This is a genomic window from Mycoplana sp. BE70 (genome assembly GCF_031455855.1).
Taxonomy (GTDB): Bacteria; Pseudomonadota; Alphaproteobacteria; order Rhizobiales; family Rhizobiaceae; genus Mycoplana.
This window is the reverse complement of the sequence record NZ_JAVDTM010000017.1, coordinates 58,954-75,157: the sequence shown is the minus strand read 5'-3', so window position 1 is coordinate 75,157 and position 16,204 is coordinate 58,954. Positions and strand designations below refer to the sequence as shown.

At 57.7% G+C, this 16,204-nt stretch carries 12 protein-coding genes and 1 pseudogene; 6 read left to right on the top strand and 7 right to left on the bottom strand.

Annotated elements, in window-relative coordinates; translation table 11 throughout:
- The 6 genes from J2Y48_RS23910 to J2Y48_RS23890 all read left to right on the top strand — a co-directional run.
- Positions 1 to 362 (top strand): response regulator (locus J2Y48_RS23910; protein ID WP_310423650.1); only part of this gene is annotated, 362 nt, incomplete at its 5' end.
- An 840-nt stretch (positions 363 to 1,202) separates the two neighbouring features.
- Entirely contained in the window at positions 1,203 to 1,670 is a 468-nt protein-coding gene (locus J2Y48_RS25495; protein ID WP_405030306.1) for a DUF982 domain-containing protein, read from the top strand.
- Positions 1,612 to 2,238, top strand: a complete 627-nt coding sequence (locus J2Y48_RS23905) for a hypothetical protein (RefSeq protein ID WP_405030305.1) — start codon at positions 1,612 to 1,614, stop codon at positions 2,236 to 2,238. Before J2Y48_RS25495 ends, J2Y48_RS23905 begins: the two co-directional genes overlap by 59 nt.
- A gap of 489 nt (positions 2,239 to 2,727) precedes the next feature.
- On the top strand, positions 2,728 to 3,387 hold the full coding sequence (locus J2Y48_RS23900) for an ABC transporter ATP-binding protein (RefSeq protein ID WP_310423647.1): 660 nt from the start codon (positions 2,728 to 2,730) through the stop codon (positions 3,385 to 3,387).
- A complete protein-coding gene (locus J2Y48_RS23895) occupies positions 3,384 to 5,792 on the top strand; it encodes an ABC transporter permease (protein WP_310423644.1) in 2,409 nt (802 codons plus the stop codon). The genes J2Y48_RS23900 and J2Y48_RS23895 overlap by 4 nt, the downstream gene beginning before the upstream one ends.
- A complete protein-coding gene (locus tag J2Y48_RS23890; protein ID WP_310423639.1) occupies positions 5,782 to 6,849 on the top strand; it encodes a lipocalin-like domain-containing protein in 1,068 nt (355 codons plus the stop codon). The genes J2Y48_RS23895 and J2Y48_RS23890 overlap by 11 nt, the downstream gene beginning before the upstream one ends.
- A gap of 1,262 nt (positions 6,850 to 8,111) precedes the next feature.
- On the opposite strand, the gene J2Y48_RS23885 is transcribed toward J2Y48_RS23890, so the two are convergent.
- The 7 genes and pseudogenes from J2Y48_RS23885 to J2Y48_RS23855 form a co-directional block, all read right to left on the bottom strand.
- Positions 8,112 to 8,390: a hypothetical protein gene (locus tag J2Y48_RS23885; protein WP_310423636.1), complete on the bottom strand. Its 279-nt coding sequence runs from the start codon at positions 8,388 to 8,390 to the stop codon at positions 8,112 to 8,114.
- A 529-nt stretch (positions 8,391 to 8,919) separates the two neighbouring features.
- On the bottom strand, positions 8,920 to 9,945 hold the full coding sequence (locus J2Y48_RS23880; RefSeq protein ID WP_310423633.1) for an ATP-dependent DNA ligase: 1,026 nt from the start codon (positions 9,943 to 9,945) through the stop codon (positions 8,920 to 8,922).
- A gap of 17 nt (positions 9,946 to 9,962) precedes the next feature.
- Positions 9,963 to 10,274, bottom strand: a pseudogene (locus tag J2Y48_RS23875) (ATP-dependent DNA ligase); the annotation flags it as partial.
- 742 nt (positions 10,275 to 11,016) lie between these two features.
- Complete coding sequence (locus tag J2Y48_RS23870; RefSeq protein ID WP_310423630.1) at positions 11,017 to 11,466, bottom strand: hypothetical protein; 450 nt, start codon at positions 11,464 to 11,466, stop codon at positions 11,017 to 11,019.
- 1,027 nt (positions 11,467 to 12,493) lie between these two features.
- The gene (locus J2Y48_RS23865) at positions 12,494 to 13,801 is read right to left on the bottom strand and encodes a family 1 glycosylhydrolase (RefSeq protein WP_310423627.1); all 1,308 of its coding nucleotides are present in this window, start codon (positions 13,799 to 13,801) and stop codon (positions 12,494 to 12,496) included.
- Positions 13,802 to 13,806: 5 nt separating this feature from the next.
- Entirely contained in the window at positions 13,807 to 14,961 is a 1,155-nt protein-coding gene (gene glf, locus J2Y48_RS23860; RefSeq protein WP_310423624.1) for a UDP-galactopyranose mutase, read from the bottom strand.
- Positions 14,954 to 16,045 carry a glycosyltransferase gene (locus J2Y48_RS23855; protein WP_310423621.1) on the bottom strand — a complete coding sequence of 364 codons (1,092 nt, stop codon included), beginning with the start codon at positions 16,043 to 16,045 and terminating at the stop codon, positions 14,954 to 14,956. Before J2Y48_RS23855 ends, glf begins: the two co-directional genes overlap by 8 nt.
- Positions 16,046 to 16,204 lie beyond the last annotated feature (159 nt).

Below are 16,204 nucleotides of genomic sequence, written 5' to 3'. Positions count from 1 at the left end.
TGACTGCGCTCTTGGCAGGACGACGCATTCTCGTGGTCGAAGACGAGGCGCTGATCGCAATGTCGATCGAGGATGCCCTGGTCGATGCTGGGGCCCAAGTGGTCGGACCCAGCATCAGTGTGGAAAGGGCACTGAAATCTCTCCAACACGAGCACGTGGACGCAATCGTGCTGGACATGAACCTCAACGGGACCAGCGCACGACCTATTGCTGAAGCGGCGTCCAAAAGGGCCATTCCCTTCCTTGTCCTGAGCGGCTACGGCGCGCAGGCCATCAGTGAGATTCCTGGAAATGCGCCCGTCCTCTCCAAGCCATTTGATCCCGGCGAACTGGTCGACGTGATACGGAAACTCGTGGGATAACCTTGCGGCAAACCTCCGATAACCGAGGGCGCCATATGAGCGGCAACGATGACTGCGGCTGCCTTCGTCAACGCAACGTCGGGGGTCACTCGCCAGATGACGTTGCCGACATCATCGGCGACCAACAGGGCGGCGCCCTTTTTCAGGGCGGCTCGTGTTCGGCCGCTCGCCTTGTCCACCTCAAGCATCGCTGTGCCGCGTGCCTTGAAGCAGGATTTACCGGTAACAGCGGCACCTTTGTCCTCGGTGCCCCCCAGCAGCAGGCCGCAATCGGCGATGTGATTGCCGCGTATTGCATCGCAGCTTTCGGGCTCTGCTTCAGCGCGCGGTGTGAAAATTGGCCCTGCCTCTGTTTTGGCCGGCGACACCCCCGTCGCCGGCCTCCTGAAGTGGAGGTTTGCTGTCGCAAACTTTGCGGTCGAATGAGGCGTTCCGGGGGTCTCAAAACTTCATAAGCGCGACAAAACAGCGGTAGCGCGCTGCGTAGCTCACAACAAAATCTCCGTCTACTGGCCCGGTCCGATGACCTAAACGATTCCGCCGCAAACACATAAGCTCCTCACCGTCGCGGAGGCCCTTTCCCGAAAACAAGAAAGTTTTGCATGGAACCTTTTCAACGCAAGCGTGTTTGTAACCGCTCGAACGTCACTTGAGCGGCAAACGACCCCTGTCCGTCCGCTCTTCTCCTAGATGACGTTCAAGCACCCTCACTCTCCTGCACCAAAAGCCTGCGCTGGGAAGCCTGATCGTCGTTCACGCGACACAGGAACAACGTCGCTCCGTCGGAGTTGACTTCGGCGGAAGGAGTTTCTGCCATGAGCATCCCCGTGCCACCTGGGCATGATTCAGACCCACCGGTGCCGCCGTTCAGTGATCCGCCACCGGTATCGGAACCACCACCCAAACGCTTGCCGGATGAAGAGCCGTTGCCCAACCCAGACGAAAACCCGGATGAGCCCATTCGCACACCGCCCACGCTCAAGTAGTGGGCTCGGTTTCATCCTTCCGCGTTTTAGGAGGCGCCGCGTCATGAACGCAGGCCACTGGAAATCGCCGGTTTACATCACCACGCCCAGCGGTACGATAATTGCCATACGGGGGCCGGATGACGCTCTTGCCGCGTTCGCAAAGATATGGCCGAAGGGGGACGATGAGCACCTTAGTCAAGCCAGGCGAGCATGCATTGATGCGCTTCGGAGACCTAAGACGCTGGAAGAAGCTCGATATGCCTTTATGGGCGCATGCCGAGATGCGAACATCCTCGCGCCGGACTCTTCTGCCAGCCCGACCGATCCCGCCTCCCGATAGATCTGGTTCACTTGCGCCAGGCGCGCCACCACGTTCCTTCGAGGCAGCGGGTGTCCTCTCAGATGACATCAGCATTGTCGCCAACAATAGCGGTGACCGGTATTCTTCCGACCACAGCGACGCTGCCGAAGGCGCGGGTACAGGTGCTGGCATCGGGGCCGCTGGCGGGGGCGTTGTCGGCCTATTGACCGGGCTCGGATTGATGGCGATACCGGGCGTCGGACCAGTGGTTGCTGCCGGATGGCTCGCCTCTACCGTGGCGGGCGCTGCAGCCGGAGCAGTGGCTGGAGGTGCTGCGGGCGGTATCGTTGGGGGGCTCACGGATTCGGGCGTGGATGAAGAAGATGCACATGTCTACGCAGAGGGTGTTCGTCGCGGCGGCACGCTTGTTACGGCTAGGGTTGATGATGCCCTTGCGCATCGGGCAGAAGAAATCCTCCGGGAGCGCAACCAGGTTGATGTCGCCGGCCGCAGAAGCGCTTATGTGAAGCAAGGGTGGTCACGTTTCGACGACCGGGCTGCGCCGTATACCGTTGACGAGATCGCGCTGGAGCGGACGCGCTACTGAATCTGAAGATGTCGTTGACCCGGAGATGTTGCAAACTCTAGTGGACTAACAGGATCGTTTCACGCTGGCCGCTCAATGGGACAGCCAGCGTGAAATTCCTCAGCTAGAGTTTTCCGACGGCGATACCCATATCCATCAAGAGTCCACGGATTGCCTTCCTTCAGCCAATCCAGTCTTTGGCTTTCTTTGGGAAAGTGATGACGTATTTCTCCGAACCATTGCATTCGCGGGAGAGCAAAGCTCCGCGTACTTGTCGGATAAATGGCATCCTGAGGACGATTGGCTCCGAGGCAATCAGAGCCCGCTGCAGATAGTCCGTGCCATAAAGCCCGGTCTTCGTCGGCCATTGATGCCCTTTGTGTCGATCCGGTTGACCTGCACCACGCTCGCAAACAATGTAACACGGCGGAAACATTCAAACGGCCTCCCGGTTAGGGCCGTATCTGGATTGCGGCGCACCACGGGTGAAGTTCGCAGGTTGAGACCTTCATGATCCTTTCCCTTTCAGACATCAAAAAATCCTACCAAACGGCCGAAGGCCGAATCCCCGTCCTTAGGGGAGTGAGCTTCGTGTTGGCCAAAGGTGAGAGCCTTGCGCTCACAGGGGAGTCGGGGAGCGGGAAAAGCACTCTCCTCCACTTGGCGGGCGGATTGGACAAGCCGGATAGCGGCACCATTTTGGTGAACGGGCGAGACATCACCAAGCTCGACGACGTTGGCCGCGCGGAGTTTCGACGGACCGACGTCGGAGTGATCTTCCAGCAATTCAATCTCATTCCCAGTCTCGACGTAAGAGCGAACGTCTCGTTCCATGCGAAGCTGGCCCGGCGTTTCGATCCGCTTTGGGAAGGTGAACTTGTCGAAGCGCTCGGCATCGGCCAACTGCTTCGCCGCTACCCCGAGCAGCTCTCGGGTGGACAACAGCAACGGGTGGCAATCGGACGGACATTGGCGGCGAGGCCGCCCCTCGTGCTCGCGGACGAGCCGACGGGTAATCTTGATGAGAGCACGGCTGACGCGGTCCTCGAAATTATGTTGCGGCTCACGAGATCGGCAGGCATCGCTCTTCTGCTCGTCACCCATTCCAATCGACTAGCCGACAGGCTCGACCACCGGATTACGTTGACGAGCGGGAAGGTCGCCGCATGAGCTGGATCGCGTTCTGGGCGCTGCTTTCCCACTGGCGATACAGACCGCTTCAATTGGCAACGCTGATTGTCGGGGTGGCACTTGCAACGGCTTTGTGGTCCGGGGTCCAGGCGATCAATGCAGAAGCGAGAGCGAGCTACGGACGCGCGGCGGCCGTGCTAGAGCAAAACCAACTCGAACAACTTGTTGCCAAGGATGGCGGGCGAATATTGGCGCACACATATGTCAAGCTTCGCCGAGCGGGCTGGAACGTGTCGCCCGTCATCGAAGGAGATCACAGATTTGGTCAATCCCGGGTTAGGCTTATCGGCATTGATCCGTTAAGCATGCCATCCGAGGCTCAGGCGGTGTCGGTTTCGAGCGCACCCGATCTTGTCGATTTCGTTGGTGGACCAGGGCAGCTGATTGTGTCTGCGGCAACTGCAGCCCGTCTCAAGGAAGCAACGAGCATTCCAGTCAGGATAGCTGCCGATCTTCCGGATGGCGCGGCGTTCATCGACATTGGGGCCGCGGACCGCCTGCTGAACCGCAACGGGGAACTAAGCAGGATCGTCGTCGCGCGGTCGCAGAGGCCAGGTCTTGAACCCATCGGGGCGATTGCGCCGGAGCTTGCGCTTAAGGATGCCGGGGAACAACCCAATGTCGCTCGGCTGACCGACAGTTTCCACCTCAACCTTACCGCCTTCGGCTTCCTTGCCTTCGTTGTCGGCCTCTTCATCGTCTACTCGGCCACGGGCCTTGCCTTCGAGCAGCGTCGCGGCACTTTCCGTACCCTCAGGTCGCTGGGGGTTTCCCTTCACTCGCTGACGGCCATGCTGCTTGTCGAGACGATATTTTTTGCTCTTATCTCCGGGGCAATTGGTGTCATTCTCGGCTACTTCGTGGCGTCAGCGCTTCTGCCTGGTGTCGCTGCAACACTGCGTGGTCTCTATGGAGCAAGTGTGCCGGGGGCGCTCTCTTTTAGGCCGGAATGGTGGCTGGCAGGTCTGGCGATCGCGTTGATTGGCACGGTACTATCTTCGGCTCAACATCTCTGGAGGGTCTGGAAGATGCCCATACTTGCGGCTGCGCAGCATAGGGCGTGGGCAATGACCTCGATGAAAGGCCTAATCGGCCAGGCAAGCATTGGTGCCATTCTGCTGTTAGCATCCTGTCTGCTAATCGTAGTTGGTAAAAGTCTCTATGCTGGCTTTGCCGTCCTCGCCACCCTGCTTATGGGCACGGCGCTGATCCTCCCACCGATGCTGGCAGTCGTAATGGCCATGGGGAAGAAGAGGTCAAATCATGTTCTTATCCACTGGTTCTGGGCCGACACCAGTCAGCAATTGCCAGGCCTTTCCCTTGCGCTCATGGCACTGTTGCTTGCCCTGTCAGCCAACATCGGCGTCGGCACGATGGTTTCCAGTTTCCGCCAAACATTCCTCGGCTGGCTAGATCAGCGTCTAGCCGCAGAGGTCTATGTGACGGCGCGAGATGAGCATGAAGCCGAACGGCTACGGCAATGGTTTCCCGATCACGCGAAGGCTACCCTGCCGATCTGGAGTACGGAAGGCGAGGTGTTCGGCCAGCAGATGCAAATCTATGGCGTTGCGGACGATGCAACCTACCGCGATCACTGGCCGCTGATTCTCGGGTCGCCAACGACATGGGACGCGGTTGCCAGCGGTCGCGGCGCGTTGATCAACGAGCAGCTTTGGCGGGCGGGCAAATTGTCGCTCGGGGGGCAAATTGAACTACCCGGCGGCTGGGAAGCCCGGGTCGTCGGCGTCTTCTCCGATTATGGCAATCCGTCAGGTCAAGTCATCATTGGCCTCGATGCTCTGGTTCGACACTACCCCGATGTTCCGAAGTTGCGATACGGTCTGCGCATGGAACCAGACCAGGTGCCGTCCTTCAGAAGGCGTCTCGCCGAAAAGTTCGGTCTCCCTGAAAACAACATCATTGACCAAGCTTCCCTCAAGCAACAGTCCACTGCAATCTTTGAACAGACCTTTGCTGTAACGGGAACGCTCAACGTGCTCACCCTGGCCGTCGCTGGGTTTGCTATGTTCTCAAGCCTGCTGACGTTGTCATCGCTGCGTCTGCCGCAGCTTGCTCCCGTGTGGGCGATGGGGCTCCGCCGCCGTGACCTTGCGCTCGTCGAGGTCGTGCGGACGCTTGCTCTCTGGCTCGCCACCTTCATTGCATCGGTCCCGGTTGGACTGGCGCTTGCCTGGGTCCTACTGGCGATCATCAATGTCGAGGCTTTCGGATGGCGGTTACCAATAATCCTATTCCCATTGGATTGGCTCAGGCTCGGCGTCGTCGCTCTCGTCGCGGCCATCATTTCGGTTGCGGTCCCGATACGTCGACTTGCAAGGACCGAGTCCGGCGATCTCCTGAAGGTGTTCGCAAATGAACGCTAGAACGATCCTTTTCACGATCTTGGCCGCGGCCCTGTTCCCGCCAATAGCGGTCGTGGCGCAGGGCTTCGCGGGCCTTGGATCGAAGGCCGAAGGTTTCGCGGTACCCCAAAGGGGGACGAAGCTCGAGTTTCCTCGCGATCACGGACCGCACCCCAATTTTCGTATCGAGTGGTGGTATATCACCGCCAACCTGCAGGCCGCTGATGGTCGGCAGTTGGGCGCGCAGTGGACGCTATTTCGCTCGGCGCTTGCTCCTGGGGAGCGCCAAGGATGGTCTAGCCCGCAAGTTTGGATTGGGCATGCCGCCGTCACAACCGAAAGCCGCCATTATGTGGCCGAGCGGTTGGCCAGAGGCGGGATTGGGCAGGCCGGAGCCAACATAGAGCCTTTCGAGGCGTGGATTAACGATTGGCAGATGAAAAGCAGCGGCACTGCGACCCAAGATGAGTTGGACAACCTCGACCTCAGTGCCAACGGTCCGGAGTTCGCGTATAAGCTGACCCTTCAGGCCAAAGGACCGTTGGTCCTCCAGGGAGATCATGGATACTCCGTGAAATCCTCAGCGGGCCAGGCGAGCTACTATTACTCTCAGCCGTTCTACGAGGCCGCCGGCACAGTGACACTCGATGGAGTATCCCATGAGGTTACCGGGAAGGCGTGGCTAGACCGGGAGTGGTCGTCGCAGCCCCTGGCATCAGACCAGACCGGCTGGGATTGGTTCTCCCTGCATCTGGCTTCCGGAGAAAAGGTCATGGCATTCCACCTCCGCGACAAGGGACTGGGCTACACTTCGGCGAACTGGATCGGGGCCGACGGGAGGACCTGGCCGCTCAGGTCGGATGAGGTTTTGTTTGAACCGGTAAGGACAGCCGATGTTGGAGGTAAAGCGATCCCCGTTGAGTGGAGGCTAAGGATACCAAAACGAGGCCTTGATATCCGGACGAAGGCGCTCAACGACCAAGCATGGATGAAGACTTCAACGCCATACTGGGAAGGGCCGATAACATTGGAAGGCAGCACGTCAGGGCGAGGCTATCTTGAGATGACTGGCTACTAGCAAGAGGCCCGACCGGCTGAATGCGGCGCGGCCTCCCGAGGCCGAGCGTTGGACAGTGCGAGGCACAATCCAATTCACGAACCACCCTTTCTGCGGGTACTTCCCATAATTCCAGCCCCGGTGGCAAGGGGACGGTCGAATTGGGATCACAAAAGCGGTTGAGCGACCTTGGCGATTTGCCGTGCAAGGCTCGAGCTACCTAAGCAAGCCCATTTGAAGTCCAGGGTCGGCTAATGGAAGATCTTCTGCCATCGTTTAAGTTCAAGTTGCTCTGACTCTTTGAAACATTAGGAAATGGTGCTCTTTGCATATTACGTCGCGGCTTCCATTTCTTTCGCTATGATTGTTGTTGTACTTTATCTTAGCTTGCAGGGGATAGTCATAGACGTGGGGCTTCGGACGGATTGGCATTGTCGTTGCCGCGTCCTTGGCAATGCTTCTGACGCGATTATTCTTCTTCACACATATCGAATGACGGATGACCGCTCATAAACGCGCCGAGGAACATTAGATTGCGTTTGCAATTTATTAGCGTATTCTAATTTACGACATGTCTCCGTGTTGCCCCCCAATTGCCCGCGCGGTGCACCCATTCCGCACCTTCGGACGGAGGCATGTCCCCATTCTTCACGTTCTTCATCCGCGGTCTTTGTTCGGTTTCGGTTCGCACATATCAGTTTGGATACTGCAAATTGTGGCACTGACACTGTCCAAATACGAACACCCCAAGAACAAAAATTCGGAAGCCGGGAACATTTCGAGCGTGACCATGTTTTAGCAATCGCTTGTCAGCGCAGCGGCTTCTTTTGCTAGACAAGCAGGTTGGCGAAGGGGGCCTTCGTGAGAAGTGGTGATCTCATGGAGGCCCTTTCGATCAGCCACGAAAAATTTCTGAACGTAGGAACATCTCGACCGAACCCATGTTTTAGCGATTGCTTGCATTGCACAGGGCGGCTTCCCCTCGTTTCCTGTCGCCCGATCAAGCGGAGGGGCCTCCGTGAGTAGTAGCCGCACTTACGGGGGCCCTTTTGTCACCGAAAAATTTTTTTCGTCCGGAACCTCTCGACCCGATCCGTGTTTTAGTGCTTGCTTGTGCACTCCAAGGGTGGCGGACTCCCCCGTCGTCACCCGCCCAACAGGCAAGCAGCGCGAAGGGCCTTCGTGTGACCGCAAGAGCACGAGGCCCTTCACGCCTTCCCCCAACAGAACTCGCGGCGTTGGAACATTTTCAACGCACGCGTGTTTATGTGTCCGCTTGAACGTCACTTGAGCGGTGAACAACCCCTGTCCCTTCCGCTCATCTCCGAGATGACGTTCAAGCACCTCCCGTATGAGGCGCGGGCGCGCCTCTTAATTCCCTGCCGCTGCCACCGATGCAGCCGCAGAAACTTATTCAAGATGTCGAGAAGCTCTGCTGCTCCGGTTGTCGAATGGTGGTGCAGTTGCAGCAGACTTATCAGGTACTCTTGCTCAATTATGCGTTGCTCAGCTTCAGCGATGTTGTGCTCGATCCAATCCAATTCGTCTTGATCGCTAAGCATTGCCGTCTCCTTCGGAACGATTTTCCGACGCGATGGAACCTTTAAAGCGTCACCTTGTTCCCTGATCGCTTGAACGTCACGAAGGCCTTGGCGGGGTTTCAACCGTCCTCGTTCGCTGCTCGCAGGTGGCGTTCAAGCACCTTCTCGGGAATGATCGGAGATCAACAGCTTCTCTAACGGCTGCAATGCCCGGGCACATCTATCGTCCATGAAAGCGCAATGTGCAGAGCGGTCCTTGATCTTCTAGCTATGCATCTGGTGCAGCCGCAAAAACTCATTCAGTACGTCTAGAATTTTATCGCGTCGGCGGTCGGATGGTGATGCAGTTCCAATAGGCTGATCCGCCGCTCTTGCTCAACAATGTGTTGCTCGGCGAGCGCGGTATGGCGGTTGATCATGTCCAAGTCGTTTTGATCACTAGGCATTGCCGCTTCGCTTCAGAAAAGGGCAATCGACATTGTACGTCTATTTCCGGACGGTGCTTTGTTTTCATGGACGCGAGGATGATGCACATCGAATGCATTGGCAGTCACCTCGGCCCAGTCGCAACTTCAATCTGTTCTAGCTTGCATTGCGTGGGGTTTTTGTCTGGACGCCAACGGAGGAGTTTGGTGCCGTGTCTAAAGCGCTTGCCTGTCACGTGGTCGAACCGCACCTCGACGACTAGTTCCGGCTTCAACGGTTGCCATTCTCCGCTTCTTTCGGTGCTCCATCGGCTGGGTCCTCCCGGAGCTTTCCCGGTAAAGCCAGGGGCTCGTCGCAATCTTTCCAGTTGTTTGGTTAGCGCTGGCCGCTCGCTATCGGTTATTGTGGCAGTAAAGCCAACGTGATCCAACTCACCATCGTCGTTGTATAGACCCAAAAGCAGAGACCCAACCTGGTCACTATCGCTCGCGTAGCGGAACCCGCCGACGACGCAGTCTGCGGTGCGAACACGTTTAACTTTTGTCATCGCACGCTCGCCCGCGAGGTAGGGTTGGTCGACCCGTTTGCAGACTACACCGTCAGTCCCGCCGTTACCCGCTTCTGAAAGCCAGAGCTTTGCAATTATTGGATCATGGGTGAAGGGAGATAGCGCTAAGCGCGGGGACGACCCAATCGCCTCCACGAGGGCTTCCAGTTCAGCCCGTCGCTCCCGCAGATGGCGCCTTCGGACGTCATTTCCACGTGGCGACATTAAAATATCAAATAGAACAAGCTTTGCGGGAGATTGTGTGGACAGCCTTTGAACGCGGCTTGCAGCAGGGTGGAGCCGCATTTGCAGTGACTCGAACGAGAGCCTTCCCTCGACTTCAATAACAAGTTCGCCATCGATCACGAATTGGGGGATCGACAGCGAGCTCAAGAAATCGACCATCTCGGGGAAATAGCGCCCTAGTGGCTTGCCGGATTTGGCGCGCAGATCGACATTCTTACCGTTCTTGAACGCGAGGCACCGGAAACCATCCCATTTGGGTTCGTACTGCCAACCTTCGTCCATCGGAAGGCTTTCGGCGGACCGCGCCTCCATTGGTTCCGTACCAAGGGGCAGGCCAAAAGGCGATTCTTCAACCATCTCTGTAACTCCGCGCATCAGGCAGCGGTTGCCACGGTCCTCTCAAGCTGTCGAATTGCCTTTTCCAGGGACCTCTCCGCATCGCAGTAGCCCTGCCAGGCCTGCGACCGTCTAAGAAGGGCGGGCACTGTTCGCATGATGAAACGCTTGGGATCAAGATTGGTTTTCACCTGAGCCCAAGTAAGCGGCATTGAGACCGTCGCGCCTGGGCGGGCTCGAGGTGACAAAGGAGCCACCGCAGTGGCCATGCGGTCATTGCGAAGATAGTCGAGGAAAATTCGCCCGTGGCGGAGGTTCTTTGCCATTTTGACCAGATACTTATCGGGGTGAACCAATGTTCGGAAAAGTGTGCTCCACCTCAAAGTCTACCGCAGCTTCACTTTTAGGGATTACCTGTTCGAGCAAAAGACGGAGTGCGGAGATGTCTCATCGCGGTCGACCTGCCCTCACGCAAAATATGCGGAAGTCTATTACTGTCGGTTGGGTTCTCAAATTCAACTTTTCGCATCAAGAAAGGAGACGCCTTGGAGGCGGGATTGGGGGTCTCAAGCGGCCATTCCAGGGTGGCACTGCAACCGCGGTTTGGCCGCAGCGCCAGAATTGGAAGTTTCCAACGTCGACAATGTTGTTGATGGCAGAATCCCCGCGATTTTCCTGCTGGAGCGAAGCATGAGCAGAATAATCTACATCGTCGGCTTGGTCGTCATCGTACTGGCAGTGCTAGCATTCTTCGGCCTTCGATAGGCTGACCGCACTTTGTTCTGAAGCGCTATCAGGCTCTTCTTAAAGCGCGCCCTGATGAAGTGGAGCACGATGCGTTGGCGAAGGGGGGTAAGGTCTTCTGACGCGAAAACGCCCGCCAAGTATTGCCCGGCGCTCAATTCCGGCCTGCAACAGCGCCTCCTGGCGAGGCGAGCGCAAACAGAGCAAGCGCGTCCGCAAGAGCAGGCCGCGACCATAGAGGTCGGACAGTGCGAACCGTAAACTCAATAATTTGCGACGGTAACTATATTGTGCCTCGATCCTCACCGAACGAAAGTAACCCTTGGACGCACCATACAGCCGTGGCATCTACAGTCGCGTCGGCTTGATCGTCGCCACGGAAACATTTCCCTCAAGCACGCCCCGTTCCAGGTCGGTCCGGTCGCGGTCTATCTCGATAACGCTGTAGAGTTTGTCCGATCGGAACGCACTGGCATTGCTGGTCGTAACGTTATCAGCCGGGGCGGCGTCCACTTCCATGTAATCCAATTCCCGGCTGGCTGCGACAATTCGGGCGTCCCCGGGCGAGCGTGCTGCGACGACCACTTCCCCCTGGTAGGGTGAATTTCCCCATCGAGGATCGTTCCGTGCTGCAATTGGTACGAGTCGGTAAACGTGGAGCGACGCATCTCCTGGATCGGCAGAGCCCAGTGCAGCCGCATCTTTCATTTGCGCTTGGCTTTCGACCGATCGGCCGAACGTTGTCGGGCTCGTGCCTGTATTGCGTGCGTCGCCGCCGTCTTTTGTCTGGTTTGACATGACTGCCTCCTACCGGGCAAGGTCTCGTTGCGAGGAGTGAATATCTGTCCGCGGATCGAAGCGGGCGCGCTCATTTCATCGCCGTCGAGCGCGGTTGCGAATTGCGTCAACAAAAGCACGAACAGCAGGGCGATCGGCACTCCAAAATACGCGGAATCTCGCTCACCTGTAGCGAAGCAGATAGGCCTTGTTCATCTCCGCGGCTATTTAACTGGGAGCCCCTTAGATGGTTCCGGGCAGCAATAATAATACGTCTGTACGCACTATCCCGTCAGTGGGAACGTCTTCCAGTTCCAGCTTTTGCCCATCGCTAGCGTGGTGATCATGATGGAAAGGGACCCGATGTATTGGGCCAGAAGTGTGGTGGGCTTATGTGGCACACGTGAAGCTACGCCGCGCTCAGCGTAAGTTTATTGGGAAACTCTGGTGGGAGATTCCGTTCGCTGTGGGCGGCGGCTTGGAGTGATAGTTCCCCAAAATGCCCGGCATGTGTGGGTGCGCCGAGCAAACACAGTTAGGTCTGAGAGGGGCGGCAGTTATCGCTACCCTGGTACGCGTAGGAACCGCGCCCGGGGGGATTAGCTTCGCCGCTCGTCCCATCCCGTCGGGGTGCTTCGGCGTTGGCGCCGCGACTCGCCATACCAGCCACGTCCGTCATCATCGTCAGAACTAGTTCGCTCGTTCATACGTTCTCCTCGTCTCTGGTCGTCTTAAGCGACATGGCAGCGGCAGCGCCAACAATAGGGCCTCAACCAGCCAAGGCGTACGCCCACCTTCACAACAGCATGCCTTTGGACGCAGCCGATAGTCCGATCGGCTTGGATTTTCTTTAGGCCCTCCTCTTGGCAGCGATGCTCTTCAGTATGTTCTCCTGCATCGGGTCCTGCATGAACGCCGCTTCGCCTGCCCCTGTATTACAGCAAACGTCACAGTGCCCCCGATGCCGATAATACTAGCCGACTGCCGACCGGACGGCGGTCCGCAGTGCGCGTCCTCGCTTCCTGCCAGTTTGCTGGCAGGCCGCAGCTCAGGATTTCAGGTTCGTGTAGATACGCTCCGCTCGTTGCCACCACCCCGGCTCGGACAGCACGGGGTGGTCCCATTTCCCTGCGGTAGTTAGCGCGCGTACGGCATCTGCCATGAGTGTGGGCACTAAATCTGTACCACGGACGTCAAAAACGCCGCACTCGTACTGTCCATTCTCTTCGGTCAGAAGGCTATCCCAATCCATTGCTCCGAAAATCGACCATACCGTTACAGCACGCACATCTGCTCCCAAGGACTGCAATTCATGGGCCGCTTTCCAGACCTCCATCAGCCACTTCACTTGATCCCCTGGCGGGGCACCATTGTGCACCTCCGTGACAGCTATCGGGAGGTGGTAGCGCGTCCATACTTCTGCAAGTCGGGCGGCAGGGCCCAGATCCGCGTCAGGCAAATCAGCTCGAAAAGCTTCGATGTCAGCATAGCTTTCTCGGCCATTTCCGCCGTGACGTTCCGGCGGAAAAAGGGGCAGCCGTTCGTCCAGATATCGATCGCTGGTGAGATAATGGTTCATCCCTATGACGTCGATGACCGGGCCCCTGTCTCGGAGATATGCGAGTTCGCTTTCGGTAACTCCAGCTTCGATGAGCGTGCTGTAAAAGGGGTGGTGGGAGTCGACATGGCCACACAGTAGATCCAGGCTTAGCCATCGGCGTTCGTTCTCGTAATCTGCCTGTTGCTTCAAACTTGGCGTGCTAAAAATTCTGCCTATATCCTCCGTCTGTATCAGTTTGGCGTGGGCGTTGACTGATGTAATGGCCGACATGGCCATTACCGTTGCAATGCATTGTTCGACGACCGCTCTGAAGAACGCGTTCTCGTCGCGGAGGTGCGGTTGCCAAAGCCCGTAAAGTGCCGAAAAGCGGGCAGTCGTCAGGGGCTCGTTGACGGGCGTATACCAAGTCACCCACGGATAGCGTTCCGCCACACTTGCGGCGTGAAGCGCTAGACCCTCTGCGAAGTTGCCGCCCAAGAGCCGCGCATAGTCTGGGCCGCTTCCGTGATGAACTAATCCGACTATTGGCTCCAGCGACAGTTGCCGCATCCGCGAGATCCGCGCATCGTGCCAAGCCCAATCAGCCAAATGGGGGCAGCGCGGGGAGATGGTCTCCCAAATGACAGGATAACGAACCGTCCTGATCCCGAGATCGGCGATGAGCGACAGGTCGTTGAGCCTAACGTCGTGGCCCGTTTCGACGACCTGGTTGCGAAACGCGCTGCCAATGCGGACGACCGAGCATTCGATCCCTCCCCAAAGCTCGACTCGTCGCGATTGTGAGACATGCAGCATGCGGCTCACCTCGCCGTTAACGAACCTCCCACGCGCTCCTTAACCTTCTGCCCTCGAAACGCCGGCACTTCTGCCTGGATCCGCCTGAATTCCGCGAGCGCCTGGCCCACGATCTGATCCATGTTGTAATAGCGATAGGTTGCCAGTCTGCCGATAAAACGGACATTTTTTAGCCGCTCTGCGAGCTTTCTGTAGCGCGTATATAGCTCCTGATTGGCTTTTTGCGGGATAGGGTAGTACGGATCACCATCGTTTGTCGGGTATTCAAATGTAATACTCGTTCGCGGGTGGATCTGGCCTGTCATGTGCTTGTATTCGGTGATGCGAGTGTAGCGTTTGTCCTGCGGATAATTGATCACCGCGGCAGGCTGGTACCATTCGCAATCACACGTAACGTGATCGAACTCCAACGAGCGATAGGGCAATTTTCCATAGCAGAAGTCGAAGTACTCATCGATTGCGCCCGTATAGATCACCTGCTTTGGATGCACGTCGCGGCGGATGGCCACGTACTCAGCTTGCAGCATTACGGTGATGTTCGGGTGGCTCAGCATTCGCTCGAACATTCGCGTGTAGCCATGTAGGGGCATTGCCTGGAAGGAATCGAGAAAGTATCGATCGTCGTCGTTGGCCCTGGCAGGAACCCTCGCGGTCACTGACTTGTCCAGCTCCCACGGATCCAGTCCCCATTGCTTGAGGGTGTAGCCCCGGAAGAACTTCTCATAGAGGTCGCGTCCGACCCTAGACACGACCACATCCTCCGAGTTTGTGACGTTCGCAATGTTCTCGGCCTGGGCCGAGTAGAACGCCTCGACGTCGTCTTCGGATTCCAAACCGAGGCCATATAACCGGTTGATCGTCGTTCGGTTGATCGGAATCGGCAAGAGTTGGCCGTCGACTGCTGCCAGGACGCGATGTTCATACGGCCGCCATCCGGTGAATGCGGAAAGATATTCGACGATCGCCTCGGAGTTGGTGTGGAAAATGTGGGGGCCGTACTGATGGATCAAGATACCATCGGCATCGTGGTGGTCGTAGGCATTGCCACCGACATGGTTGCGACGATCGATGAGGAGCACTCGGTCTCCCCGCTGGCTTGCCAAGCGTTCGGCAATCACGCTTCCGGCGAAGCCTGCACCCACGACCAGCCAATCAAACATGGTTCGCACGGGCGGCGGACAAAGCCGGAGCCATCCCTACGCGTAACCTGGGCAGCGAAGCAGCTGCGACCAAGATTTCGTGCATGTTGGACCAAGTGCTTTCCCACGACATGCCCGCAAGAAAATTATCGACCCCTCGAAGCCACAACTCCTTGGGCGCCGAGAGGCTGGCCTCGATCGCGGCCAGCATGTCATGCGGCGAAGCCGCGATTTTGACGAGCCCGAGTTCACCGTAGGGCCGCACCACATCGGCGATCGGTGTCGAGACGACGGGAACGCCGGCCGCCAATAATTCCGGCGTTTTCGTCGGACTGATGTACCGGGTAGATTCGTTGAGGGCAAAGGGCATATATGCCATGTCCCACCCGGACACGAAGTTGGGCAACATGCGATACTCCTGTTGGCCGAGCCAGTGCAGATTGCCGGCCCGCGGAAGGGATGCCTCCTCGATCTTGGCTACCGGGCCGACCAGAATGAACTGGAAATCAGCCCGCATGCGCGCAACGGCCTCCACAAGTTCGAGATCCATTCGCTCGTCGATTACGCCAAAATAGCCGATCCGCGGCCGATCCAGACCGGATTGAACAGCCGGCTCGATCAGGTCGGACCGCCTCGCCTTTCTGAAGTGGGCCTGGTCTACGCTACTTGGAAAGAGATAGACCGCCTTGTGCAGCTGTCGCTTGGCTTCATACAGGCTCCTTCCGCCCGTGAAGACCACGTCGGCAACGTCCAGCAGCCTGTGTTCGTTGTCCGATAGCCTTCTGGACGCGCCCTTGAAGGCAGATAGCTCGTCCATGCAGTCGTACACCCGCACATCAACTGCGATAGTGTCGCTAAATTCATAGGCCATCGGCGTGTAGTACCAGCAGACGTCCACACGCGATCCGGCGCGGGTCACCACCCGCTGTGTCAGTTTTGCCTGTTCCTCAACGGCTCGCGTTTCCGAAAGACCCGTCGGCAAGATCGGTGTCACGATCTCTACGCCGCTGATATCAGGTTCGACGCGGATGTCCGGTTCGGCACCTTCCTCAAACAGTGGTTCTTCAATGTACAGTACCCGGTAGTCGCGCGCCGCCAGCGTCATCAGGTGCTGCGGTCGTTGGAAGACGAATCTCCATCGCAAATGTGAGAAACAGAGAAGGCAAGGCCGATGTTGCGCCGGAGCAAATGTCTCTATGTCATGGAGATCATGCATGGGGATTTACTCCTCTGCGCGCTTATGGACGTCCTGCTCAGCTCTATG